Consider the following 25138-nt stretch of genomic DNA (forward strand, 5'->3'; position numbering starts at 1 on the left):
GCGGTTGAGAAGCTGGTGGTGAACGAGATTGAACAGAACCTGCGGTTTCAGGGGCAGTATTTTGATGTCGAGACGGGACTGCACTACAACACGTTTAGGTATTATGACCCGGAGATTGGGCGGTTTATTACGCAGGATCCGATTGGGTTGTTGGGTGGGTTTAATCTTTATCGGTATACGCCCAATCCTGTACGCTGGACAGATCCACTAGGGTTGGTTCACGAGCTAACTCCCGGTTACAATGTATATGGGCTGTTCCAAGAGGGCGCCGAAAAGCCATACTATGTTGGAATAACAGATGATTTGGCCCGTCGTAGAAACGAGCACATTGGTACTGAACGTTTAGGTCCTGGTACGGAAATGATGCCTCTCGATAGAAATGTTAATTACGGACAGGCCAGAGGTTATGAGCAAGCCTATATTGAGCATTACGAGACCAAGACAGGTGTAATTGGTAAAGATATATCGCCTACCAATAGGGGGAATAAGATCAACTCCTTTGATCATGAAAGTACATTGCGCACCCCAAGTCGACAAGCAAAATTTGAGGGTAACTATCAAACTAAATCTGCTGCACTGAAAGGAGGTTGCGGGTGAGTGAATTAAAAATATTTAAATGGGAAGAAAACAAGCGTAAACAATTGCGCTATATTAAGCCCGGAGATATATTTTGTTTTGATCTGGGTCAGATGGGCTACGGCCTAGGTAGAGTCATGACTCGAAATAGCCTTGGCCATGTCGTAGAAATATTTAAAGAAGTATTAGATAAGCCTAAAATTACCTGTTCAAATTTCAGTAGAGTTGGCGATCCGGTCATCCTCGATTCGTATTCATTATTTGATCGGAAAACCGAGGGGGATTGGAGGATAATAGCGCACGACCCTAATTATACAGCACCCTTAGAAGAGCCTATCCGTTTCATCTATGGCGTCGCTAACAACCGTACAGAGGTAGATATTTTTGATAATGAATATCCATCGAGAAGCTCACCCGAAGAGCTACCGCGCTACTCGCCAAAAGGGGATATGCAGATCAAGGAAATATTTATACCTATGCTTGCTAAATTTAGTGAATAGTTTTCACTGCTTAAGTCCTGACGCATTAATAAGCTCACAGGTATGCTAGGCAGTAATGTGCCTTAGAAAGTTAGCTCAATGGCGAAGTGATGGCCTTGGTGGTATGCTGCTATCAAGCCTCAAGTGCCTTGATTAAATCATCACTGCTTTTATATTATGTGCTCTTTAAAACTATATGCATTTAACGGCTGCCAACGCTGCGTCCTTCAATAAACAAGTACCTTTAGATGTTCGCTGGTTGGATATAACCTTTAACAGTATGGTCCGAGTGCAATCGGCTGGATTGATCCGTAAGGTTTAAGCTAAGTACTTATTCAACACTTAACGGCTCAACCCACATTAGGGAAGATTTACAAACTCACGAACTCCGACGTAACGAATATCTCGTTCAGCAGAATTTTGCGGAGAAGAGTACTAGGTTTCTAGGAAACCCACTATTGCGCTGTATCTAGATAATCACACTGGAGGCCCAATTAAAGATGCAAGACGTATTGGTGGTACTCATTGGCATGAGGCGCAAATACGTGAGAGTAAAGGTTTGGGCAGGAATTAATTTTCATCATCTGTAAAGCGTGAGCTAGAAATCATTTCAAGCGCTCGAAGGAAGAGTAGTGCTCCTAAATCTAGAGCAAAAGAGTTAATAATAATAATAGCCAAGAAGTTTCATGGCTGTCTTATTGATGCGGGTGATCAAACCATGGTTCTGGTTAAAGAAATTATTTTATCAGATAACGCTGAGTACTCTAGCGTTATCATAGGTGGCGGCTCAGTAAAATTAAATGCTTGGCCGACTAACCCCGACGGAGAAAGTCTTGTGTTAGTTGCCACCATAGAGTGCGCTAATCTCAAAAAACTTTCTGGCTTCAGCTCAATCCCCGAGGAGGGTGTACTGTATATCTTTTCAACTTACAGTCGCTCTGATTATTTTCTCGACGACGTTACGTATAGTGGCGATACTTCTGAGCTAGAGCTGATACTGAGTGGGTACACCCTAGTAATTATAGGGAATTCTGATTCTGAAATAGTAAGTCCGAATGAATCAATTCCGAAAGTACATACGGAATTTAAAGAAAGAGAAGTAGGGCATGATGAGTATCCAGCATTCTCAATGCTTACGAATACCCCACCTAATGGAGTATCTTTACCTCCAGATTTGCAAAAAGAGTATGAGTTTGTAATGCAGTTGTACTCCTCAGACTTCCCAGAGCCATTTAAAGATATATTTTATTTGACTGATGCCGTTGGATGTCTTCTTTTGAAAAAAGATGGCTCAGGCAGTGGGCTGTTTTTTGTGCATACAACATGATTAATTGTTAGGCAGTAGGGAGCGGGTACTATCCGGCTAGGCGAGTATGTCGGATTACTGCTTTTTAAAAACTTGGTGGTTTTACAATTGAGCTCGATTGCCGCTTCTTAAAGAACGACGCCAGAAGCTTTAAGAAGCGGTGTCTGAGCGAACCTGTGCTACATGTCTCTTGTTGTAGGCCAACTGATCAGCGACGTGGAACGCGACGACCTGCACCGCGAGGTCTACCGCACCCAGGGCAAACTCACCAGTTGCTTCGGCTATGACAGCATGGGCCGCAAAGCGTGGCAGTACGCAACCACCCTGCCCGCGGAAAAGCTATCGCAGATCCAGAACCCGCTCATAAAACCAGAGCGCTACGTCGAACACGCCTACAACCCGGTCCACCGCCGCTACGAATACGACCCGGCTGGCGAACTAAGCAGCTCCCTGCACAAACTGAGCGGCTATGCCAGCTTTTTCATATCTGTTGGACTCGGAAGAGTCTGGAGATTATTAGTAGAGGTACGTGATGTCTACACTAACGATAGTTATTGAAGAACATCCAATCAGACCAGCCACGCTTGTCAAGCTTCATAGATTCTTGTCACTGCCTGTGCAGACCATTAAAAGCTTTTGCGACTGCGTTCATCCAGTTCTAGAAATTGAGCTCTTCGACGGGGACCTTCAAGAAACGTCAAAACTCGTACGTGGTGTGTTAAAAATAATTTACGAAGAACAAGTGCCAGCAAAATTTTATGAAATACCTTATGGTGAACACTATACGACCTACAAACACCTTGAAAACTGTGAGGTGACTGCTGATCTCGTCAGTAGTATTCTTGATGTTGCGGGTGAAGAGTTTGAGCGACAACGTAGTAGTCAAATCCAAGAGGGATACTGGGTGATAAACGCCACTGCAATCATTGAAGCAACGAAGGCAGCGTTCGCAGGAAGAGATATTTACTTCTCACCTGTTCAACTGCCGCCTGGCCTGGAGATTCGTAGTGAGTGGCAAAATTTTGGAATCGCTTCATCAATAACGCCCTCATTCCCTCTTGCCTGGCAAACATTTTCTGATGAGTTACCGTGGGTAACGTCATTACTGGACAAGTGTTTGCTTGGCACGGCTATTCTGGTCGGCTCATCCATAGAGCTGTTATATATATTTCATGATAATAATGGCCTCTACTATTACATAGGAGGCGAGCCGTTGAGCAGGTCTGACAATGCGTTGATCTTTGGAGGGCGCATAGCGGATTTTTATTACACTATTCATAACGGCTTCACTTTTTACCCTGCTCAATCGATGGGCCCACAAAAAATAGAGGATTGTGTATTTGTCTCTGATTTGATAGACGAGCACGACACTGATTTCGCGGCAAAATGGCTGGCAGTATTTTCAAATGGCGGCGGTGACTATCTTGCTGTAGATACAATTAATGCAGCTAATGACAACGGCTTGATATGGTGGCATGAGCAGCCGCTGGAGCCTGAATCAGGTGTGGTTTTTTTCGAAATAATGGATACGTGGATGTCTATATTTCTTGAAGATACCAAACAGCGTGGTGTCATATTTGAAACATGACTTTTTCATCTCAAGCTAGTAATTTTAGTTATACCTAAGCTGGCACAATAAGCTTTCCGCCTTGAAAATCCGAGTTAATCATATGATCGAACCACAACCCAACGCAATAAAAAAGGGACTTTACGGGTCTTTCTTCCTGATTGCCTTATTTGGCACAATGTCGACGTTTAAATCGGATTTTTTCTGGCTGGTATGCCTCTGTCTCTTTACCCTGCTCATGCGAACAATATATTTGATTTACCTGAGCGAAAGCTTCACTGCAATCGCAGTTCATTCTTTCACAGGCCTTTTCTCTTCATTTCTACTCATGAATACAAGCGTTATTTATCTTATAGCAAAATCTGAATACAGCGCTTCAACGACAGATGCTTTATCGTGGGCGATGATTCCGGCCTTACTGATGCTCGTTTCATTTTTATTTATTTACTTCACAAAATCGAGATCAGGTCAGCTGTCTTTTGAGACCAGAGATAACAAGGTCTATATGGTGCACGGTTATGTCAGCACGAGAAACGGAAACTTACTGAGCGGAGGCGTCATTGTGGCCGGGATCGCTGCAATGATCGTATGGCATATAGAACTGATCATTATGGTCAGTATCTGGATAGCACTGAGCAATCTTTACCTTCTTTACTGGAACAGGGACGCCATCCGACTACTGAAAAAAATCCTGGCGCTGGAAAAGAAGCACAATCGGTCTTACACGTTCGAGTACGTCGAACTGCTTCGTGAAGCACGCAGTCGCTGGTGGTTAGGTAGGTTTTTGAAATGGATAATATCGCTCAGCAAATGAAGCCAGGTATCAGACCATCAGCGAAGAAGGCAACTAACCGCAACACCCAACCAAGGAAGAAAAATGGGTAAACAATCTCGCAGCAAGCGGGCCTCGCCGGAGCCAATGGTGATTTACCGCAGCCACGTTGCCGCTTTCCGCTCTCGTTATCTGCTGTCCTTTCTGACTCCGATCTTCATGGGCATATTTTCCCTCGTCATCACCGCAGGCACGGTGGTCGATGCGTACTTTCCAAATGAGCCGGAGAGAACCGGCCAGTCGATGATGCTCATGATGGGCGTGTCACTGGTTTTGAGTTTCGGCGGCATCATGATGAGTCGCGGGCATGCCTGTGGGATGTGGATATTGGCGGCCATTCTGGTGAGCTGCTTTTTCGCGGTGCTGCCCACTGCCCCTGCGCACTGGCGGCGTTTTGAATTGATGCTTTACATGCTGGGACTGCTTTTCCCGTTGCTGGGCCTTTTATCGCTCAACAGCGAGCGCGGCCGGGAGTTGCGCATGCAATGGAGGATTATTCGATCCGAACGCAAGGAGACGCGTCAGGAGATGCGGCGGCGCAGGGATCTCGAGGTGCATCGTGAAAGCCTGCGCAAGAGAAAGGCACTGCGCAAATAGCCCAGGCTCAACGAGGACTTTCTCGCGCCAAACAAAAAACCCGCCGAAGCGGGTTTTTCCAAGACCATCCCGACTCCCTGTCGGCTGCCTCCTAGGCGATGGTCGATCATCCTTGATCCTGGTGAACTCCTGTTCACCACTTGATGGATCCAATCTTACGGAGGACGGACCAGGTCGGAAATGGCCAAACCCCTCCACCGCGTGTAAGCCTTTCGCTATACCTCGGCGAAGCACACCCGCACCTCTCAATTAGCGTGCGGGTTCGCTGTGGATAAGTCACCCTCAGGCTTTATCACTGCTCCTCGACCAGCAGCAATTCCCCATCCCTATACCGCACCTCCTTCCCCAGCCACGCCATATCAACATTCGGCAGCACCGCCGAAGGCTTGCGCAGCTCGCGCAGCAACGTAGACCCGTGGGAAAGACGCCCGCCCATGCGCGCGATCACGGCGCGGGCGTTCTGGTAGTGCGCGTGGCGTCCGGGGTCGAGGGTGTCTTCCAGCAGGATGTCGTCGCCCAGAATGCCTTGAACCTGCCCCGGATAGATCATGAAGCCAGTAGCCTGCTCGGTGCCCTCTCTACCGTCCTGCCAGAAACTGCCTGCGCGGCTGCGAATGTCTGGATGCGGCGCAAACCAGTGTGCCCTGTCGGCGCTGGGCATGGCGTGGTGCAGGCGGAAGAACAGGCGCATCAGGTTGTCGCGATACCACTCGCGCACTTGCAGGTAGTAGCCGCGCATGCCCGGCAGGCCCGCGCGGTGAGCGACGCGAATGATACCCGGCCAGGTCGGAAAGGCCTGTAGCGGCAGGTCGGTCTGTGCTGGGCGTGGCGTAGCGGGGTCGGTTTCCCAGGGTAGCCGGTGCGGGCAGTGTTCAAGGTCGTCGTAAGCGGTTGGCGGACGTCCCAGCAGATCACCGCCGCTGCTGGCCAGCGAGGTGGCGATGCACAGGTTGCCTTGTACGACGAACACGTAGAAACGCGTGAACCAGTCAGCCAATTGCTGGCCGTCAGCCCCTTGGGCCGTCAAGGCATGCAGCTCTCGGTCGAAACGGTGCAGTTGCTTTTCCAGGGTCAGCAGGTGGCCGCGCGCGATACGCTGCATGCGCAGGAATACCGGTAGCGAGCGCAGCAAACGCAGAGGTCGCCAAGGCAGATGCGGTGCTGCGCCGCCGACTTCATCGGCGTAACTGCTGGAGGCGACGCCCCAATCAGCCAGACGTGCGAGAAACAGGTCGTTGTTGATGTAGGAAGCTGCGCCAAACAGTGCGGTAAATGGCTCGCTGTCCTGCAACACGCGTGAATCCCAACGCGCCATGATCGCCGGGATGCTGCCTGCAGCACGCCGCTGTGCGTACTCGACCAGCCTGCTGGGCTGGGGCGGCAGGATCTCCGCAATATTGGCGGCGGTCAGGTGACGGCGCCAGCCGTAGTCACTGATCGGGCGGTACTGCAGCAGCCACAGCTGGCGGCCATCCCAGGCCCACTCGACGTCGCCCGGCACGTAGTGGAATACGCGCAGAACGCCCTGCAGGAAGTCCCAGAGCGCCTCCTCAGTCAAACCGTGGGATGGCGTGAAGCTGCCGCTGCTCCAGGCATCGCCGAGGCGGGAAATGATCGCTCGCTCCGGGCTTGCCTGACCGTCGGCCAGCGACTCCAGATGCCCTTCGACCCACTCCAGCTCGACCGACAGGTGACGCGCAAACGCGATGCCGGAAAGCACCGGCGTGATGAACCGCTGCACCACGACTTCTTCGACGCCAGCGCCGTGCAGTTCTGCGATACGTGCAGGTACGTTTTGGGTGGGCTCGCGAAGGAAAGTGGTGCTCAGGCCAGCGTTGGCCGCATCGGCCTGATCCTCGCCGAAGCTGGACGAGCGCACCGCCCAGATAGCCTCCGGCTGACGGGCCAGAAACCCGGGCAAGGCCGAGGCATCGCCCTGCACCAGAGACAGTGCATCGGGCACCGGTTGCCCGGCGATAGCCGCCAGACGCAGACGGCCGCCTTTTGTGTGCGCAACGAAGCCGCGCTCGCCCGACTCCAGCCACTGCGCAAACTCGGCCGGCGCGTCGATCCACGGGTAGTGACCCCAACCCGGTTTCAGGCTGATGGTCAGGTCGGCACGCGCCAGAATGGCAGACCACGCTGCCGCCTGCTCGATACCCAGCACGTTGTCCTGATCGCCCCAGACCAGCTCTATCGGGTCTTGCACCCATTCCAGAAGCGGCAGCGCAGTGTCGGCGCGCACCAAGTCCCAATAGGGTACAAAGGCGCGGCAGCGGGCGTAACCGGCCCCCATGCGCTGGTAGTGCGCCGCAGGCCAGGCTTGCCTGGAGAACTTGTGAGCAAACAGCCTGGGCTTGTTGGCCAGCAGCCAGTGAATGGTCTTGCGAATGGGCAGCGGCGACATCAGCGCAGGCAAGCGCCGCCGCCACAGAAAAGCTCCCACCGGCGCCAGCAGCACGCTTCTGCAGAAGTGTCCGGGCTGGCGCTGCAAGGCATGCATGACCAGCAATGCATTGACGCCCACGGCGACGATGGCACTGCCCCTGACCGTCGCTGCCAATAGCGCATCGGCGTAGGCGGCGAGGTCTTCGCACGGTGGCTGGGGATTGTTGCCGAAGCCTGGCAGTTCCAGCGGCACGACCTGATGCTGCTGAAAATGCGGCAGCACATCATCCCACCATTCGGCACTGCTGCCGTTGCCCGCCAGCAGGTACAGAAGGGGCAAGTCAGACATGACGGGGCTCCTTCAATGCGTTGGCAGCAGAAGTACGGCGATCATGGCGATACAGCCAGAACAACGGCGGCAGCAACGCCAGCAGCGCCGCCAGATCAAGCCACACATGCGACCAGACGCCCCCACGCACGGAAATCGCTATGTCCTGAGGCGCCCAAAGCAGCAGGCCGGCGATCAGCCAGCCCCAAGGCATGGCGCTTTTCAGACGATTGCCCAAATGCACAAGCGCCAGCATGTACACGGAATAAGTTTGCAAGGTGGCGCCAAACAGCGCCATCCACCAGACCTGTTGCGCACGCGCAGCGGCAGGAACGGCATCGGTCCAGAAAGCCTGCTCAAGCGTAGTCAGGTAGCCGTCGAGCAAGCCGGAAAAACCTGCCCAGGTAAACACGATACTGCCCAGCACGTGCGCGACTGCGACGGCATACAACCAGGTCACCAGCGTGCGGCGCAGCGTGGTAGAAGGGAGCGGCATTGCAGGTCCTTGGTTCGTCCTTGTGAGGTGGCGAGTGTAGCGATAACTCATCGGGCTTAATACCGCCGCCCTTGCCTGCTGCTCGATTCACTCCGGATGCTGGGCGCTGCTCCGCGTGACACCGTAAAGGCCCTTTGCCTCCAGTCAAAACTACCAGTAGCCGGCCCCCTGCTTTTCCCTTCAATGTACGGCTCCGCTCGTCAGGCCATCTGCCGGGCGAGCCCTGCCCCGCAGTCGATGTGCATCTGTCCTCTACGACAGCCGATTCCATCACCCTGTCAGTACGGCCCTATTGCCACAATAATCACTATGATTCGGTGCATCGCCAGACGCTTGCCCTGATCAGAGCGTTGATGCTGAACATGTCCTGAGCGGCACGCATAGGCAAAATTCATCGCCCACCGGCTAACCTGAACCCGTCAGCAGCCGATTAAAAGACCTCGGCCTTTTTTACGGCCCCTGCCTTTTACTCTTACGGATTCAACCATGAGCTTTCTATCTCGTTTTCGGGCCGGCACTTCGCGGACCGGAGGCGTACTCAGTGTCATTACGTCCGCGCGGGAATTGAACGACACGCTGTCGGCGTTAAGTTTTGACCCGGTCTACCTGACAGGCTTCGTTTCACCTCACGTCGACTTCGGTCAGGTTGCCCAGTCTGTCGCGGCACGCTTTCCCAACGCCAAGATCAGCCTGTGCACAACATCCGGCGAACTGTGCTCCAGCAATGATTCGCTGTATTGCGCGGCGGGTAATCAGTGGGACCGGATCGTGCTGGCGCTGTTCGACTCAAGCGTTATCCAGAGTGCCGAGGTGGTGCATATTCCCCTGCACAGCGAAGATATTCGCGGCACGGGCAAGCGACTGTCCATGCGTGAGCGCATTGCGCGGCTAACCGACTCGATCAAGCGCACTCAGGTCAGCACGCCTATCGACCACAGGGATACGCTGGCCTACGTCACCTTTGACGGCCTTTCGGCCTCGGAGTCGTTTTTCATGGAAGCGCTCTACGAGTCAGGGCGTTTCCCATGCCTGTTCGTGGGTGGCTCTGCAGGCGGCAAAAGCGACTTCAAAAAGACGCTGATTCACGACGGTAAACGCAGCTACGAGAACCATGCTCAGGTCGTGTTCCTCAAGAGCGCAAAGAATGTGCGCTTTGGCGTCTTCAAGAGCCAGAACTTCGAGCCAACGCCACTGAGCCTGAGTGTCCTGACCGCCTCGCTGGAAGAGCGCTACATCAGCCAGGTGGTCAATTCCAGAGGCGAGATTGCCACGATGGTTGCAGCGCTGTGTGATGCGCTGAAGTGCGAGCGGCATGAGCTGGAAGGCAAGCTGGCGCAGTACTCGTTCGCCATCCGGGTAGGCGAAGAGCTGTTCGTGCGCTCCATTGCGCGCATCGATTATGAAAGCGAGCGGGTTCATCTGTTCTGCGACGTGGCACCCGGCGAAGAACTGGTGATGGTCAAACGGACGTCGATGATCGACACCACGCGCAAGGACTTCACGCGCTTTCTACAGGGCAAGTCCGGCAAGCCGCTGCTCGGTCTGTTGAGCGACTGCATTCTGCGTCGTCTGAACAACGGCAGTGAATTGGGCCGCATGAATGATGTGTTCGGCGAGACGCCAGTGGTGGGCTTCTCGACCTTCGGCGAGATTCTGGGTTTGAACCTCAACCAGACCCTCACCGCAGTGTTCTTTTTCAAGGTGCCGGAAGGTCAGCCGTTCCGCGACGATTACATCGATAACTTCATTGCCTATTACGGCGAATTCAAGGCGTTCTTCCTGCGTCGGCAGATCAAGAAGCTGGCCGGTTTGAGCCATGTGGTGGTCAAGCAGATCGACCAGTTCAAGCAGCGTAACTTTGTGCAAACCATTGACCCGAGTGGTCTGGACGAGCAGATCCGCCCGGTGTTCGGCGGCCTGAGCGATCTGGGCGATGTACTGGTCAAGGCTCATCAGGATCAGGAAGAAATCGCCGATCAGTTGCGCCACTACTCAGGCGAGCTGCATGTTTCGATGGATGAACTGTCCCAGACCATCACGCAGCAGGAAACGGTCATCGACAAGGCGGGTAATACCGTCAAGAGCCTGGTCAGCCAGGCCGACGAGGTAGTGCTTGGCTCTCGGGAGCTGGCCAAGTCCAGCCTGCGCATCCAGTCAGTCGTGCAGATGATTCAGCAGATCGCCGGGCAGACCAATCTGTTGGCGCTGAACGCCGCCATCGAGGCAGCTCGGGCCGGCGAAATGGGCCGTGGCTTTGCAGTGGTCGCCGATGAAGTGCGTCAGCTGGCGCAGAAAACCACGCAAAACGCGAATGACATCGGCACGGATATCGAGCGTCTGGCCGAGGAGATTCGCAAGGTTGCGCAGCATATCGAAGAGCAATCCCTGGAAGTCGGCACGCTCACCAGCCTGCTGGCGGAGCTGGAAGGCTCCAGCGACATGACGGCGGGCACCTCGCAACGTACCCGGCAACTGGCGGATACCCTGCGCGGGCTGACTCGGTAGCAGGGCCTCTGCTGTCAGGACGGTAGATTGCCCGCCCTGACAGCAGACCGTGTTGCAGGCGGCTTACTGGTTGCCCAGCACGCCGACCTTGCCCATCACGTTGCTCATGAATTGCTGCACGGTCATTTTCTGGCCATTGAAGTCGACCATCTGGTTGGCATAACGCAGGTCGGAAACGATGTTGTCACCATCGACCTTGGCCAGTTGCATCATCTCCGCCATGGCGCTGGCCATGTCGCCAGCGGCCTTGGCCTGCTCGGCGATGACCTTGAGGTCGGTCTGGCCTTCACGAATGGCTTGCTGGGTAGCGAGATCGCGGATCATCGGCTTGGACAGGACAACCCTGGCGTTGACTTCGCCGAGGCCTTTCAAGAGCAGCGAATCGGAAGGCTGATCGAGCGGGCCTGGATCGGCCAGGTCCACCGCGATGCGCATGTGGCTTTCGCCGTTGCTGGTCTTGAGCGAGAGTTTTTCCAGTTCGATATGCGGCTTGGCGATCAGCAGCTTTTTCATCTGGGTGTTCATCAGCTCTTGATCAGCCGGGTTCAGCTCAAGACGAAACGGACGTTTCTCCAGCGCGGCCTGCTGCTGTTGAGGCAGGATCTTATCCTGATACAACTGATACAGCGCCTGAGTGGCCACCACATCGAAGTTGGCTATTTTGAAGCCCATGTGCGCTGAACCAACGTCCTTGCCTGCGTAGGAAATCATGCCGGCATCGTAGTTGATCTGGGCAGCCAGGTTACCGGCATCTTCCTGCGCCAGGTTGGTGTTGGTGAAGTCCTTGATCTGCACCGGCGGCTTACCCACCACCTGAAAGCCCGCGCTCTGGATTTTCATGTTGGTGTGGCCCAGATAGAAACCGGACTTGCCTTTGGTGCCGCCCGTGTCAAAGGTCATGCCTTTGACGTCGATGCTGACCGGGCCGTCAGGTGACGCAACGTTGAGCTGCAGGTTTTCCATGTTGCCAGCCAGGCTGAATTTTTCGGCATCGGCGGACGACTCGGCATTCAGGTCGAGCCCGGAAAACCTGAACGTACCGTCGACGTCGGTCATTTCCAGCGGGGCCATCTGCAGCGTGCCTTTGGTGGCGCGGTCATAGCCGATGCTGGCCTGCCCCTTGAGCGGTGGAACGTCCTTGCTCATGGCGAACCACTTTTCGGCGCTGGGGCTTTTCTCCATCTGGAAATTGCTCAGGGCCATGACGGGCAGCAGGTTCAGGGTCTTGAGGTGCGACAACGGAATGGGCCCGTGCTCGATCTGGTCGACAAACAGGAACTGGCCGCCCTGGGTGCTATCGGACAGGTTCTGGATGTCCACGCGATAGTGCGCCGTGCTGCTGAAGAAGTGCTTTTCCAGCGAGAGCATTTCCAGTTTGACGCTGGTGTCGGTGCCCTTGAACGACTTCGCGAGTTCCTGGTTGGCCTTGCTGATGGAGTCGGTCAGCGCGCCTTCCAGTTGATTGCCCGTGTACCAGGCACCCGCCGTAACCAGTGCGCCCGCTACGACGATGACGCCAATCGCTATACCTGCTGATTTATTCATAGTGACGTGAAGATATCCGTTCTGATGATGGGAAAGTCGTACCGGGACTGGCAGCACAGTTGAAAACCGCGAAAGATTATCAGAAACACAGGGTAGCCACGGTATTCACGGAAACGTTAGGCTGAAACGAATTTGAGAACGGGATGTGATCACATGAGCGAGCAACACACCGAACGAGGCCCGATCAAGGCCGTCATTTTCGACATGGATGGCCTGTTGCTGGACACCGAGGGGGTTTATACCGAAGTCACCCACTTGATCGCCAGCCGCCACGGGCGCACTTTCGACTGGTCCATCAAACAGCACACTATCGGCCGCGGTGCCCGGGATTTCTCGGATTACGTGATCAAGACGCTTGAACTGCCGATGTCGATCGACGAGTTTCTCGAAACCCGTGAACCGATGCTCGAAGAGCGTTTCCCCAAAGCGCCGGCAATGCCCGGAGCCGAGGCGCTGGTCAGGCATCTGGCAGCCCACAATATTCCCATCGCCGTAGGCACCAGCTCGTCGGTGCATTACTTCGAAGCCAAAACAACGCTGCACCGCGCGTGGTTCGAGCTGTTCGATACCGTCGTGACCGCAGACGACCCGGAAGTCGGCGCTGCCAAACCGGCCCCGGATATCTTTCTGGTCGCCGCCCGCCGCCTTGGCGTCTCGCCAAGTGATTGCCTGGTCTTCGAAGACTCGCCGTTCGGTGTGACGGCCGCCAAGGCTGCGGGCATGTACGCTGTTGCCGTACCGGACTCGCATATGCCGGTCGAGCAATACGAGCATGCAGACCTGCTGCTTGCCTCGCTGGCCGACTTCCCGCTCAAGGCGTGGGGGCTGCCTGAACTCGTCTGAATGACATGGAGATGTTGAGCATGAATTATCGAATCCTCGGCCAGTCCGGCCTCAAGGTTTCCACCCTGACACTCGGCTCGATGATGTTCGGCGAGCAGACCGGTGCCGAAGAGTCCCTGCGCATCATCGACAAGGCCAGGGATCAGGGCATCAATTTCATCGACACGGCGGATGTCTACAACGGTGGGTGCTCGGAAGAAATCGTCGGCCGGGCCATCGCCGCCCAGCGCAGCGACTGGGTGCTGGCCACCAAGGTCGCCATCGGGCCAGCCGACGGCGTGCCCAATCGCGCCGGTCTGAACCGCAAGCACCTCTTCAATGCCATCGAGAACAGCCTGCGGCGTCTGGACACCGACTATGTGGATATCTACTACCTGCACAAGGAAGATCAGGACACACCACTTGAAGTGACCGTCTCGGCCATTGGTGATCTGATCCGTCAGGGCAAGATCCGCCACTGGGGTGTGTCGAACTTTCGCGGCTGGCGAATCGCTGAAATCGTCAACGTCGCGCAGCGCCTGGGCGTAGACAAGCCGGTCATCAGCCAGCCGCTGTACAACATCGTCAACCGTCAGGCCGAAGTCGAGCAGATCACCGCAGCGGCTTATCACGGCTTGGGTGTGGTGCCTTTCAGCCCGCTCGCACGCGGGGTGCTCAGCGGTAAATACGCCCCGGACATCGCCCCCGACAGTGAAAGCCGGGCCGGGCGTCAGGACAAGCGGCTGCTGGAAACCGAATGGCGCGTGGAGTCGCTGCGTATTGCGCAGCGAATTCAAGAGTACGTGCAGGACAAGGGTGTAGGTATTGTCGAGTTCGCCATTGCCTGGGTGCTCAACAACCGGGCCGTGACATCGGCAATCGTTGGCCCAAGGACCGAACAGCAGTGGGACGGTTACACTAAGGCACTAACGGTTGATATTACCGCCGAGGATGAGGCATTTATCGATTCGCTGGTAACACCTGGGCATGCGTCGACGCCCGGTTTCAATGACGTTCAGCACTTTGTGTCTGGCCGCCTGACCCGCTGAAGCGATTCCGCCTGCGGCCTTATGCCGCGAACGCCACTCTACTGCGCTCTGAAACGCCCGTTTCAGAGCGTTATTTCATAAAAACATAACGTGAAACTCCTGTTACCTACGAATGCCCACTCGGTACACGGAGCGAATGAGCGCTAAGATAGGCGCGTACTCATTGAGGCTCGCAGGGCTGAACCGCAACCCGGCACTTGCAGCAAAACATGATGATGCTTCTATTTTCGCGACTTACTGGCAAGTCTTGGCTAGTCTGTCGGCAATCCAGCGATTAATTGGACTTTATCCAGCCAAGGTTGATGAAGAAGTAGACCGATGCGCAAATCAGATAGAGAAGCCTTTCTAAGCTCCGTACTGGGCAACGAGCAGCCTCCGGCGCACCTTGCCAGAACCGTGATTGAAGAAAAGCTGCGAAATGCCATTATCGATGGCAGTCTTCCCAGTGGCACGGCTCTGCGCCAACAGGAGCTGGCCACGCTGTTTGGCGTCAGCCGCATGCCTGTGCGCGAAGCACTGCGCCAGCTTGAGGCACAGTCGCTGTTGCGGGTCGAAACGCACAAGGGCGCAGTAGTCGCACCGTTGATTACCGAAGACGCAGTGGACGCTTATGCCTTGCGGATCCTTCTGGAGTCCGAGGCGTTGCGCTTGTCCATTCCGTTGCTGGACGCGGACGATCTGGCAGCGGCTGCAGGCTATATCGAGCAGCTTGAAGTCGAGACGGACTTCGGTCAGATCGGCAGGCTCAACCGGATGTTCCACTTGTCGTTGTATGCCAAGACTCACAACAAGCGCCTGATGCGCCTGGTTGAAGAAGGTCTGAACGAGGAAGAGCGCTTCTTGCGTTTCAATCTTTCCGCCATGGGGCTGGGCAAGCTTTCTCAGGATGACCATTGGCATCTGCTGCGGCTCGCCGAACAGAAAGCGGTCGAGCCATGTGTCGAAGCGCTGCAGCACCACCTCAACCGCGGCGTGCAGGCCGTCACCCAGTACCTGAGCAGCAACAAGGCCATCAACGCCAAACCGGCCCGTACAGCAAAGAAAACCCCCGCCTGAATCATTGAGACGGCTAATCCACCAGGCAATGGCATGACGCCTGCAGATTAGCCGCTCGCATTTCCCCCGCGCTTTCCCAACCTGCCTTCAACACCGGTCAGGCCCGACGCCTGGCATGGCGTTTTTATAGCTATTTTCCTGATCTGCCGGGTGGCCCGACACAGGAATCAGGCAAACTCGGGTGAGGCCCAGAGGACTCAACCTGAGGGTGTTCTCTGGCTACGGCTGAACTGTCCACGCAGCACCGGAGCAGTTCTGTGTTCATTTGAACCCAATGAACAAGGAGTTGTTGAACGGGGCAAACCGACATTGGAAGTCATTTCCAACATTGCCCATTAAAAAACCCAGGCACCTGATTATTCAGCATAACGGCAACGCTGAGTGAGGCATTCACTCATTATTGATAATTCTGACTCAATCAGTCGGAAGGGTTGCCTGCGTCCCTATAAAACATATTCCACGTGTTTTATATGGCAACTTACACGCCGCAAAAACAACAACTTAAATATTATTAAAAAAGAATTGCGCACTGCATTAAATTTGTTTTAAGTTTTCTTCGCCGTCAGCGTAATTGACGGCAGCCGGACGCAAAGCCGCAATCCATAAGGGCTACAGACCGGCAAGTTGAAGTTATGGACGCTCTTGAATGGCTATAACCGACGTGCAGTTGCGGCTAATTATCGCCCCTGCCTTCAGGCCTTTGTTCGCCTTGCATTCAGGTCTTTCATCACATTCATCCTGCACGGACGACACGTTAAAACTTCGAATAACTGTACTGCCACCTACCGCTACCATGACCATAGGAACATCACCATGCATTGTGAGAAAACGCTGCTCGACCAAAAGAAAGTTGAACTTAGCCGTCACCCGATCTTTGCCGAAATCACGACGTTGGGCGTATTGCGACGCTTTATGGAAACCCATGTATTCGCCGTCTGGGATTTCATGTCTCTGACCAAACGTCTGCAACAGGAACTGACCTGCACGCAACTGCCGTGGCTGCCACCGACCGATGCCTGCGCCGCCCGCCTGATCAACGAGATCGTGCTGGGGGAAGAGTCCGACGACCGATTGGATTCAGGTCATTACAGCCACTTCGAGCTGTACCTGGACGCCATGCGCGAGATTGGCGCGAGCACGTTACAGATCGAGCGTTTCATCCAGCTGCAGCAGCAGGGTCTGCATTACACAACGGCCCTGCAACGGGTCAACGCAGGCCAGGCCGCATCAGCATTCGTGACGCACACCCTCGACACCGCCCTTCATGCCCCCGCACACAGCGTTGCTGCGGCGTTTCTGCACGGGCGCGAAAGCGTCATCCCACAGATGTTCCAGAGCATCCTCGACGACTGGGGCATCACCGTCGAACAGGCACCCACCTTCCGTTACTACCTGGAGCGCCACATCGAAGTGGACTCCGAGGACCACGGCCCGGCAGCGGAGCAGTTGCTGGCCCGTCTGATTGGCGGCGACGCGCAGCGTGAACGAGAGGTGTATCAGGCGGCCATCGCAGCGGTGGAAAGCAGGGTCCGGCTATGGGACACGCTGCGCATGAGCATGCGCGCGCCATTGATGCAGGCCAGTGCGTAACACCCGCTCGCAACACCCTGAAGCCTTTACAAGGAAGACATCATGAAAGCAGAAGACTACACGTCGTTTATCGATGCGTGGGAAGGCCGCGCCACCATTCGTACTCGTCCGCGCAGAATGGTCGAGAACGATGAAAAACTGATCTACCCCCTCAGCCGTCAGCCGCTGGTGCTCAGTGACACGTTTACCCGCGAGTGCGCGCATTTGCGCGACTACGCACTGGTGCAGAGCCTCTATAAGTTCATCAACGATGTGGTGATCTTTGAAACCGAGATCGTCGACAAGACCGCACGCAGTATCGCCAAGGACAACTTCACGATTCGCTTCCCGTTTGCCTGCCGCTATGACGCGATGACGGTGGTGGTCGACGAGGACTATCACGCGCTGGTGGCGATGGACTTCATGCAACAGACCATCGCGCTGACGGGCATCGAGCCGATCCAGCTGCCTGACGAAATCGAACTCAGCCGGGCCATACCCGCCGCGCTGGCTCTGGCTCCGGAGCATCTGCGCAGTGCAGTTGAACTGATCTGCGTGGCTATCGCGGAAAACACCGTGACCAATGACGTGGCGGCGTTCGCCAAGGACGACTCGGTCAAGCAATCGGTCAAGGGACTGATGGCTGATCATCTGCTGGACGAGGGACGTCATTCGGGTTTCTGGGCGCGGCTGGTACGAATCTACTGGCACACCGCAGACGAGCAGGATCGGGAATCCATCGCGCGCATCCTGCCGGTGTTTATCGCTCAGTATTTGACCAATGACATACAGAATGGCTTCGATTTCACCCTGATCGAGCACTTGCAGGTGCCGGATACCATCAAGCAGGCGCTCAAGGACGAAACCAGGGCCGTGAGTTTTCCTGTCAACCGCCACCACCCGCTGGTCGCCAATATTGTGCGCTTCTTCAAGAGCAGCTCGATGCTGGACGATCCCTGTGTGCAGCGTGCGCTGGCGGACTATCTGCCGTTTCAGGGGACGCTGCAATGAAGCGCCTGGAGATTGTGCTCATCGGTCACAGCCTGACCCTGAGCGAGCTGAATGCCGAGCTGCTGGACCACGGCCATGGCGTGCGGCATCTGTCTGACCAGCAGGCGCTGTATGCGTTGACGATGCCTGACGGTTGCGTCCTGATCGAAGACGGCAGTCTGGACCTTCGCGGGGTACGAGGCCACGGCACTCATCTGGGCCTGCGGGTCGGCTTCAGCGCGGCGCTGGCACACGGTCTGCCTCGCCTGGAGCTGCTCTGCTGGCATGGGCCGGCCAACGCGCGACGCCTGATAGCTCATGAGTGGCTGCCGGCCGAGGAGTCAGGCAACGGCCGGGTACTGCGTGATGCGGCTGTAGCAGGCATGGTGGGGATGGTGGCATTGCAGGTCAGCCGACTGTCCAGGGACGATGATTATTTCAACAGTCTGCCTACTGCAACACCCGCTCAGAGTGACCGGCAGGATGGTTTGCAGGCGATGGATGATTTGCTCTTCGAGCATCGCCTGAATCAGACAGAACAACCACACCTGCTGAAGCGGGCTGAAACCTCGATCACCGAGCGGCTGGAACAGGCGCTGCTGATGTTTGCCGAACGTCCGGCACTGTCCGTTCGCAATCAGACGCTCAGCTATCGTGAACTGCACGCGCACAGCATCGCCATTCAGCGCCTGTTGCTGCCTTTGCTGGCGTCTGCGAAAGCCGACACGCCTCCGGTGATCGGCATCTGCCTGCCCAAGTCACCCGAGTTGTATGCGGGCATTCTGGCGATTCTGGGCTGCGGTGCGGTTTATCTGCCGCTTGATCCTGGCCAGCCTTTGCAGCGTCAGCAGTACATTCTGGAAAACTCGGGAGCGATGCTGTTGCTTCACGACGGCTCGCACCCTCTGGCCGCTGCGGAGTTTCCGGCACTGGATATCGCTGCGGTGCCTGTGGGGGATGCCGTTTCAGCCGATATGCGCGTTCATGCCGCGCAGAACGCGCCCTGCATGGCGCTGTACACGTCAGGCACCACCGGGCAGCCGAAAGGCGTATTGCTCAGCCAGCACAACCTCAGCCATTTCACTGCCTGGTACGCCGAGTATGTGAGCCTGCGCGAGCAGAGCCGGGTGCTGCAGTTTTCTACGTTGAGCTTTGATTCGTCGATCATCGACATTTTTCCCACCTGGCTCAGTGGCGCCGAACTGGTGGTGCCTGATGAAGACCAGCGGCGCGATCCATTGCAACTGGTCAGCGTGCTGCAACAAGGCATCACTCACGCGTTTCTGCCACCGGCACTGTTGAGCATTCTGCCGCTGGATCAGCCTTTGGGGCTGGAGCATGTCATGACCGGGGGCGACGTCTGTGAGCCGCATGTGATTGCGCAACTCACCAGGCAGTGTCATTTCCACAACCTGTATGGCCCTACCGAAGCCACCGTGTTGGTCACGGCCTGTGAGTTCGGGCCGTCCAGCAGCAATCGGCATCTGGGACGACCGATTGCCAACAGCCAGGCTTGGATTCTCGACGAGCAATTGCAACCCGTAGCGGAGCAAACGCCGGGTGAGCTGTATATCGTCGGTCCTGGTGTTTGCCTGGGCTACGTAAACAATCCCCCGCTTACCGCCGAGCGCTATGTGTGGCTGACCAAGCCGGACGGGCAGCAACTGCGGGCCTATCGCACCGGCGATATCGCCAAGTGGACGGCTGATGGCATCGTACTGAGCGGACGACGCGATAATCAGGTAAAGATTCGCGGCTTTCGGGTCGAGCCGGAAGAGATCGAGCATTGTTTGCGCGACAGCGGGCTGTATCGACAGGTGGCTGTGGTGATCGACGGGCAGCGACGCATTCTGGCGTTTCTCGCTCAACCGTATCGGGAGCATGACGAACAGGCGTTGAGAGCGCATGTGCAACGCCTGCTGCCTGACTACATGCATCCTGCTGCGTACACGACGCTGCCCGGTCTGCCGTTTGCCAGCAACGGCAAGGTCGATCGCAAGGCACTTCTGGAAATACCGCTGAGCTTCAGCGGACAACGCACGGGGCGTCTGCCACAGACCGAGCAGGAGCAAGCGCTGCTGGCGTTATGGGCCGAGCTGCTGGAACTGCCGTCAGAAGATATCTCTACGGACGAAAGCTTTTTCAATCTGGGCGGTCATTCGATTCTGCTGTCACGCCTGCTGCTGGGGGTTCGTGAGCGGTTTGGGCGCAGCATTCCGATCAACCGTTTTATCGAAGCACCTACCGTCCTGACACTGGCCAGCCTGATCGACAGCGATGGTGCTTCGGCTTACACCATCAGTGCGCAGGCTCTATTGGATGCCGACGCGAATACCCCGCTGACGACTTTGCCCATCAGCCAGCTGGGTGATGTTCATAAAGTGATTGTTACCGGTGCCAACGGTTTTCTCGGTGTGCATATCGTTGAAGCGCTGTTGAACTGGGGGGCGACAGAGATCGCCTGCCTGGTTCGTGAAACTGCGGGGCAAAGCGCACAACAGCGTTTCGAGCATTCACTGCGGGAAAACCGTCTGGATCATCTGGACCTGAGTCGCGTGAAGGTCTACGCCGCTGACGTGACCAGGCCCAGGCTGGGTCTCACTGAAGCGGTATATGAACGACTGGATAGCGAGTTCGGTGCGCTGGTGCATAACGCTGCCAATGTGAACCATGTGCAGGACTATGAAACCCTCGTCAAAGACAATGTTGCGCCGGTCTTTGAATGCCTGAAGCTGTGTGAGGGGCGCAGCAAAAAGATCTTCAACTTCGTCTCGACCCTTTCCGCCTGCAGTGCAGTCGATGCAGCCGGTAACGTGCTTGAACAGCCCGCTGCCGCTACCCCGCCGATCTACATCAAGAACGGTTACAACCTGTCCAAATGGGTAGCTGAGCGTGTTCTGCAGCGCGCGCGAGAGCAAGGTGCCTGGGTGAACATCTATCGGCCCGGCAATATCGCGTTCAACAGCGTCACCGGCGTGTGCCAGCCGCAAAAAAACCGCCTGATGCTGATGCTCAAAGGCTCGCTGCAACTGGGTCAGGTTCCGGCGTTCGCCATCAACTTCGACCTGATGCCGGTGGACTTCCTGGCACGCTTCATCGGCTTCCATGCCAGTCGTTATCAACCGGAACACGCCGTGTTCAACCTGCATAACCCTGAGCCCTTGAGCTGGAATAACTATGTGGACGCCTTCCGCGAGGCAGGCCGTCAGTTCGAGCTGGTCAGCGTCGAGCAATGGCAGGCCCAACTCGGCCGTGTTGACAGCCAGAACGCTTTGTTTGGTGTGCTGGGTTTCTATCTCGACGGGTTTGAAGAAGACATCGGCGACATCTCGATGATCGAGTACCGCAACACCCTCAGCGGTATTCACCGTATGGGCGAGCAATACCCGCAGAAAACCCCTGTGCTGTTGCGCAAGGGCTGCGATTACCTGAAAGAAATCGGCTTCATCTGAATTGATACCCACTGACGTAAATGGAGAAAGACATGAGCACACTTCACAGTAATCTGAAGCCCGACACCCTTATCCAGAATCCGGTGTCGTGCCGAGTGGCCTCAGCCGTGGAAGTACCCGGTAACGTAGCCAGCGTATGGGCCGTGGTGGGGAATTTTGGTGGTTTCCAAGCCTTCATACCCGCGCTGGACAGCATTGAAGTCACTGGGGAAGGGCCAGGCTCGGTTCGAAGGAAACTGTTCAAGGACGGCAACGTGGCCATCGAACAACTGAACTCACGGGATGATCAGGCGCTGTACATGACCTGGTCACTGATCCACACCAGCTTACCGGTGAGTAACCTATGGGCGGCAATGACTGTTGAAGCTACCGGGGAAGGTGCGTGTTTGGCCCGTTGGACGATTGTTGCCGACCCTGTTCAGGGAGGTCCTGAAGGGGAGGCATTTGAAGCTTTTCTTCAGGGGTTTGCTGACGGCGCGATGAGTAACGTACGCAGCCTTTTTGGCTGATTCACGCACCATCACTGAAGCCCGCTCAGCGCGAAAGCCTGCGCAGGCTTTTTTCAGGCTCCATAACGACAAAACCCCTCATCGCAAGAGCGATGAGGGGTTTCGGAATTCAATCTTGACGATGACCTACTCTCACATGGGGAAACCCCACACTACCATCGGCGATACATCGTTTCACTACTGAGTTCGGGATGGGATCAGGTGGTTCCAATGCTCTATGGTCGTCAAGAAATTCTGTTGCCAGTCCGTTAACAGGTAACGTCCCAGCGAATTTTGATGCTTCTACTTAAACAAAAACCCTCAACGCGTAAGCGATGAGGGTTTCTGGAATTTAATCTTGACGATGACCTACTCTCACATGGGGAAACCCCACACTACCATCGGCGATACATCGTTTCACTACTGAGTTCGGGATGGGATCAGGTGGTTCCAATGTTCTATGGTCGTCAAGAAATTCGGGTACCGANGTCGTCTTCACAGTCACCGCAATCTGGTCATTCGACGCAAATTGCTTGGGTGTTATATGGTCAAGCCTCACGGGCAATTAGTATTGGTTAGCTCAACGCCTCACAGCGCTTACACACCCAACCTATCAACGTCGTAGTCTTCGACGGCCCTTTAGGGAACTCAAGGTTCCAGTGAGATCTCATCTTGAGGCAAGTTTCCCGCTTAGATGCTTTCAGCGGTTATCTTTTCCGAACATAGCTACCCGGCAATGCCACTGGCGTGACAACCGGAACACCAGAGGTTCGTCCACTCCGGTCCTCTCGTACTAGGAGCAGCCCCTCTCAAATCTCAAACGTCCACGGCAGATAGGGACCGAACTGTCTCACGACGTTCTAAACCCAGCTCGCGTACCACTTTAAATGGCGAACAGCCATACCCTTGGGACCGGCTTCAGCCCCAGGATGTGATGAGCCGACATCGAGGTGCCAAACACCGCCGTCGATATGAACTCTTGGGCGGTATCAGCCTGTTATCCCCGGAGTACCTTTTATCCGTTGAGCGATGGCCCTTCCATACAGAACCACCGGATCACTAAGACCTACTTTCGTACCTGCTCGACGTGTCTGTCTCGCAGTCAAGCGCGCTTTTGCCTTTATACTCTACGACCGATTTCCGACCGGTCTGAGCGCACCTTCGTACTCCTCCGTTACTCTTTAGGAGGAGACCGCCCCAGTCAAACTACCCACCATACACTGTCCTCGATCCGGATAACGGACCTGAGTTAGAACCTCAAAGTTGCCAGGGTGGTATTTCAAGGTTGGCTCCACGCAGACTGGCGTCCACGCTTCAAAGCCTCCCACCTATCCTACACAAGCAAATTCAAAGTCCAGTGCAAAGCTATAGTAAAGGTTCACGGGGTCTTTCCGTCTAGCCGCGGATACACTGCATCTTCACAGCGATTTCAATTTCACTGAGTCTCGGGTGGAGACAGCGCCGCCCTCGTTACGCCATTCGTGCAGGTCGGCACTTACCCGACAAGGAATTTCGCTACCTTAGGACCGTTATAGTTACGGCCGCCGTTTACCGGGGCTTCGATCAAGAGCTTCGCTTGCGCTAACCCCATCAATTAACCTTCCGGCACCGGGCAGGCGTCACACCCTATACGTCCACTTTCGTGTTTGCAGAGTGCTGTGTTTTTAATAAACAGTCGCAGCGGCCTGGTATCTTCGACCGGCGTGGGCTTACGCAGTAAATGCTTCACCCTCACCGGCGCACCTTCTCCCGAAGTTACGGTGCCATTTTGCCTAGTTCCTTCACCCGAGTTCTCTCAAGCGCCTTGGTATTCTCTACCCAACCACCTGTGTCGGTTTGGGGTACGGTTCCTGGTTACCTGAAGCTTAGAAGCTTTTCTTGGAAGCATGGCATCAACCACTTCGTGTTCTAAAGAACACTCGTCATCAGCTCTCGGCCTTAAGATCCCGGATTTACCTAAGATCTCAGCCTACCACCTTAAACCTGGACAACCAACGCCAGGCTGGCCTAGCCTTCTCCGTCCCTCCATCGCAATAACCAGAAGTACAGGAATATTAACCTGTTTTCCATCGACTACGCTTTTCAGCCTCGCCTTAGGGACCGACTAACCCTGCGTCGATTAACGTTGCGCAGGAAACCTTGGTCGTTCGGCGTGGGTGTTTTTCACACCCAGTGTCGTTACTCATGTCAGCATTCGCACTTCTGATACCTCCAGCAAGCTTCTCAACTCACCTTCACAGGCTTACAGAACGCTCCTCTACCGCATCATCAAAAGATGATACCCGTAGCTTCGGTGCATGGTTTGAGCCCCGTTACATCTTCCGCGCAGGCCGACTCGACTAGTGAGCTATTACGCTTTCTTTAAAGGGTGGCTGCTTCTAAGCCAACCTCCTAGCTGTCTAAGCCTTCCCACATCGTTTCCCACTTAACCATGACTTTGGGACCTTAGCTGACGGTCTGGGTTGTTTCCCTTTTCACGACGGACGTTAGCACCCGCCGTGTGTCTCCCATGCTCGGCACTTGTAGGTATTCGGAGTTTGCATCGGTTTGGTAAGTCGGGATGACCCCCTAGCCGAAACAGTGCTCTACCCCCTACAGTGATACATGAGGCGCTACCTAAATAGCTTTCGAGGAGAACCAGCTATCTCCGAGCTTGATTAGCCTTTCACTCCGATCCACAGGTCATCCGCTAACTTTTCAACGGTAGTCGGTTCGGTCCTCCAGTTAGTGTTACCCAACCTTCAACCTGCCCATGGATAGATCGCCCGGTTTCGGGTCTATTCCCAGCGACTAGACGCCCTATTAAGACTCGCTTTCGCTACGCCTCCCCTATTCGGTTAAGCTCGCCACTGAAAATAAGTCGCTGACCCATTATACAAAAGGTACGCAGTCACCCAACAAAGTGGGCTCCCACTGCTTGTACGCATACGGTTTCAGGATCTATTTCACTCCGCTCTCCGCGGTTCTTTTCGCCTTTCCCTCACGGTACTGGTTCACTATCGGTCAGTCAGTAGTATTTAGCCTTGGAGGATGGTCCCCCCATATTCAGACAAGGTTTCTCGTGCCCCGTCCTACTCGATTTCATTGCAAAGG

At 55.2% G+C, this 25138-nt stretch carries 16 protein-coding genes, 3 rRNA genes and 4 pseudogenes; 17 read left to right on the top strand and 6 right to left on the bottom strand.

Annotated elements, in window-relative coordinates:
- From AO068_RS21745 to AO068_RS21770, 7 genes and pseudogenes are all read left to right on the top strand, one after another.
- The coding region (locus AO068_RS21745) for an RHS repeat-associated core domain-containing protein (RefSeq protein ID WP_058409413.1) at positions 1-597 on the top strand (597 nt) is incomplete at its 5' end.
- On the top strand, positions 594-1076 hold the full coding sequence (locus AO068_RS21750) for an Imm26 family immunity protein (protein ID WP_058409414.1): 483 nt from the start codon (positions 594-596) through the stop codon (positions 1074-1076). The genes AO068_RS21745 and AO068_RS21750, both read left to right, overlap by 4 nt.
- 697 nt (positions 1077-1773) lie before the next feature.
- On the top strand, positions 1774-2382 hold the full coding sequence (locus AO068_RS27425) for a DUF1963 domain-containing protein (RefSeq protein WP_080395045.1): 609 nt from the start codon (positions 1774-1776) through the stop codon (positions 2380-2382).
- 195 nt (positions 2383-2577) lie between these two features.
- Positions 2578-2841 (top strand): annotated as a pseudogene (locus tag AO068_RS21755) (hypothetical protein); the annotation flags it as partial.
- A 52-nt stretch (positions 2842-2893) separates the two neighbouring features.
- On the top strand, positions 2894-3949 hold the full coding sequence (locus AO068_RS21760; protein ID WP_235592577.1) for a hypothetical protein: 1056 nt from the start codon (positions 2894-2896) through the stop codon (positions 3947-3949).
- Positions 3950-4031: 82 nt separating this feature from the next.
- Positions 4032-4742: a hypothetical protein gene (locus tag AO068_RS21765; RefSeq protein ID WP_058409416.1), complete on the top strand. Its 711-nt coding sequence runs from the start codon at positions 4032-4034 to the stop codon at positions 4740-4742.
- A gap of 63 nt (positions 4743-4805) precedes the next feature.
- Entirely contained in the window at positions 4806-5357 is a 552-nt protein-coding gene (locus AO068_RS21770) for a hypothetical protein (protein WP_058409417.1), read from the top strand.
- Between the two features lie 292 nt (positions 5358-5649).
- Here AO068_RS21770 and AO068_RS21775 read toward each other — a convergent pair whose 3' ends face one another.
- Positions 5650-8094, bottom strand: coding sequence for an alpha/beta hydrolase (locus AO068_RS21775; protein ID WP_058409418.1), 2445 nt, complete (start codon positions 8092-8094; stop codon positions 5650-5652).
- Positions 8087-8569, bottom strand: a complete 483-nt coding sequence (locus AO068_RS21780) for a hypothetical protein (protein ID WP_058409419.1) — start codon at positions 8567-8569, stop codon at positions 8087-8089. The genes AO068_RS21775 and AO068_RS21780 overlap by 8 nt, the downstream gene beginning before the upstream one ends.
- Before the next feature lie 227 nt (positions 8570-8796).
- Here AO068_RS21780 and AO068_RS29335 point away from each other — a divergent pair.
- From AO068_RS29335 to AO068_RS29825, 3 pseudogenes are all read left to right on the top strand, one after another.
- Positions 8797-8940, top strand: a pseudogene (locus AO068_RS29335) (mechanosensitive ion channel family protein); the annotation flags it as partial.
- A 115-nt stretch (positions 8941-9055) separates the two neighbouring features.
- Positions 9056-10162, top strand: a pseudogene (locus AO068_RS29820) (FIST signal transduction protein); the annotation flags it as partial.
- 555 nt (positions 10163-10717) lie between these two features.
- A pseudogene (locus AO068_RS29825) lies at positions 10718-11074 on the top strand (methyl-accepting chemotaxis protein); the annotation flags it as partial.
- 63 nt (positions 11075-11137) lie between these two features.
- On the opposite strand, the gene AO068_RS21790 reads toward AO068_RS29825, so the two are convergent.
- Complete coding sequence (locus AO068_RS21790) at positions 11138-12619, bottom strand: YdgA family protein (protein ID WP_058409420.1); 1482 nt, start codon at positions 12617-12619, stop codon at positions 11138-11140.
- A 153-nt stretch (positions 12620-12772) separates the two neighbouring features.
- Here AO068_RS21790 and AO068_RS21795 point away from each other — a divergent pair, with 153 nt between their 5' ends.
- The 7 genes from AO068_RS21795 to AO068_RS21825 all read left to right on the top strand — a co-directional run bounded on the left by AO068_RS21795 (position 12773) and on the right by AO068_RS21825 (position 22066).
- Positions 12773-13462 (top strand): HAD-IA family hydrolase, encoded by a 690-nt coding sequence (locus tag AO068_RS21795; protein ID WP_004660956.1) that lies wholly within the window; start codon positions 12773-12775, stop codon positions 13460-13462.
- 20 nt (positions 13463-13482) lie between these two features.
- Positions 13483-14490 carry an aldo/keto reductase gene (locus AO068_RS21800; protein ID WP_058409421.1) on the top strand — a complete coding sequence of 336 codons (1008 nt, stop codon included), beginning with the start codon at positions 13483-13485 and terminating at the stop codon, positions 14488-14490.
- 318 nt (positions 14491-14808) lie between these two features.
- Positions 14809-15546 (top strand): GntR family transcriptional regulator, encoded by a 738-nt coding sequence (locus AO068_RS21805; protein WP_005734793.1) that lies wholly within the window; start codon positions 14809-14811, stop codon positions 15544-15546.
- An 813-nt stretch (positions 15547-16359) separates the two neighbouring features.
- Positions 16360-17136, top strand: coding sequence for a DUF3050 domain-containing protein (locus tag AO068_RS21810; RefSeq protein WP_005734794.1), 777 nt, complete (start codon positions 16360-16362; stop codon positions 17134-17136).
- A gap of 42 nt (positions 17137-17178) precedes the next feature.
- Positions 17179-18126 (top strand): diiron oxygenase, encoded by a 948-nt coding sequence (locus AO068_RS21815; RefSeq protein WP_058409422.1) that lies wholly within the window; start codon positions 17179-17181, stop codon positions 18124-18126.
- Positions 18123-21557, top strand: a complete 3435-nt coding sequence (locus AO068_RS21820; protein ID WP_058409423.1) for a non-ribosomal peptide synthetase — start codon at positions 18123-18125, stop codon at positions 21555-21557. Before AO068_RS21815 ends, AO068_RS21820 begins: the two co-directional genes overlap by 4 nt.
- 32 nt (positions 21558-21589) lie before the next feature.
- The gene (locus AO068_RS21825; protein WP_058409424.1) at positions 21590-22066 is read left to right on the top strand and encodes an SRPBCC family protein; all 477 of its coding nucleotides are present in this window, start codon (positions 21590-21592) and stop codon (positions 22064-22066) included.
- Between the two features lie 113 nt (positions 22067-22179).
- Here AO068_RS21825 and rrf (AO068_RS21830) read toward each other — a convergent pair.
- The 3 genes from rrf (AO068_RS21830) to AO068_RS21840 form a co-directional block, all read right to left on the bottom strand.
- Positions 22180-22295 (bottom strand): 5S ribosomal RNA (gene rrf / locus AO068_RS21830).
- Between the two features lie 106 nt (positions 22296-22401).
- Positions 22402-22517 (bottom strand): 5S ribosomal RNA (gene rrf / locus AO068_RS21835).
- Positions 22518-22589: 72 nt separating this feature from the next.
- Positions 22590-25138: ribosomal RNA gene (locus AO068_RS21840) — 23S ribosomal RNA — on the bottom strand; the annotation flags it as partial.

This window comes from Pseudomonas sp. ICMP 3272 (assembly GCF_001466905.1).
Taxonomy (GTDB): domain Bacteria; phylum Pseudomonadota; class Gammaproteobacteria; order Pseudomonadales; family Pseudomonadaceae; genus Aquipseudomonas; species Aquipseudomonas amygdali.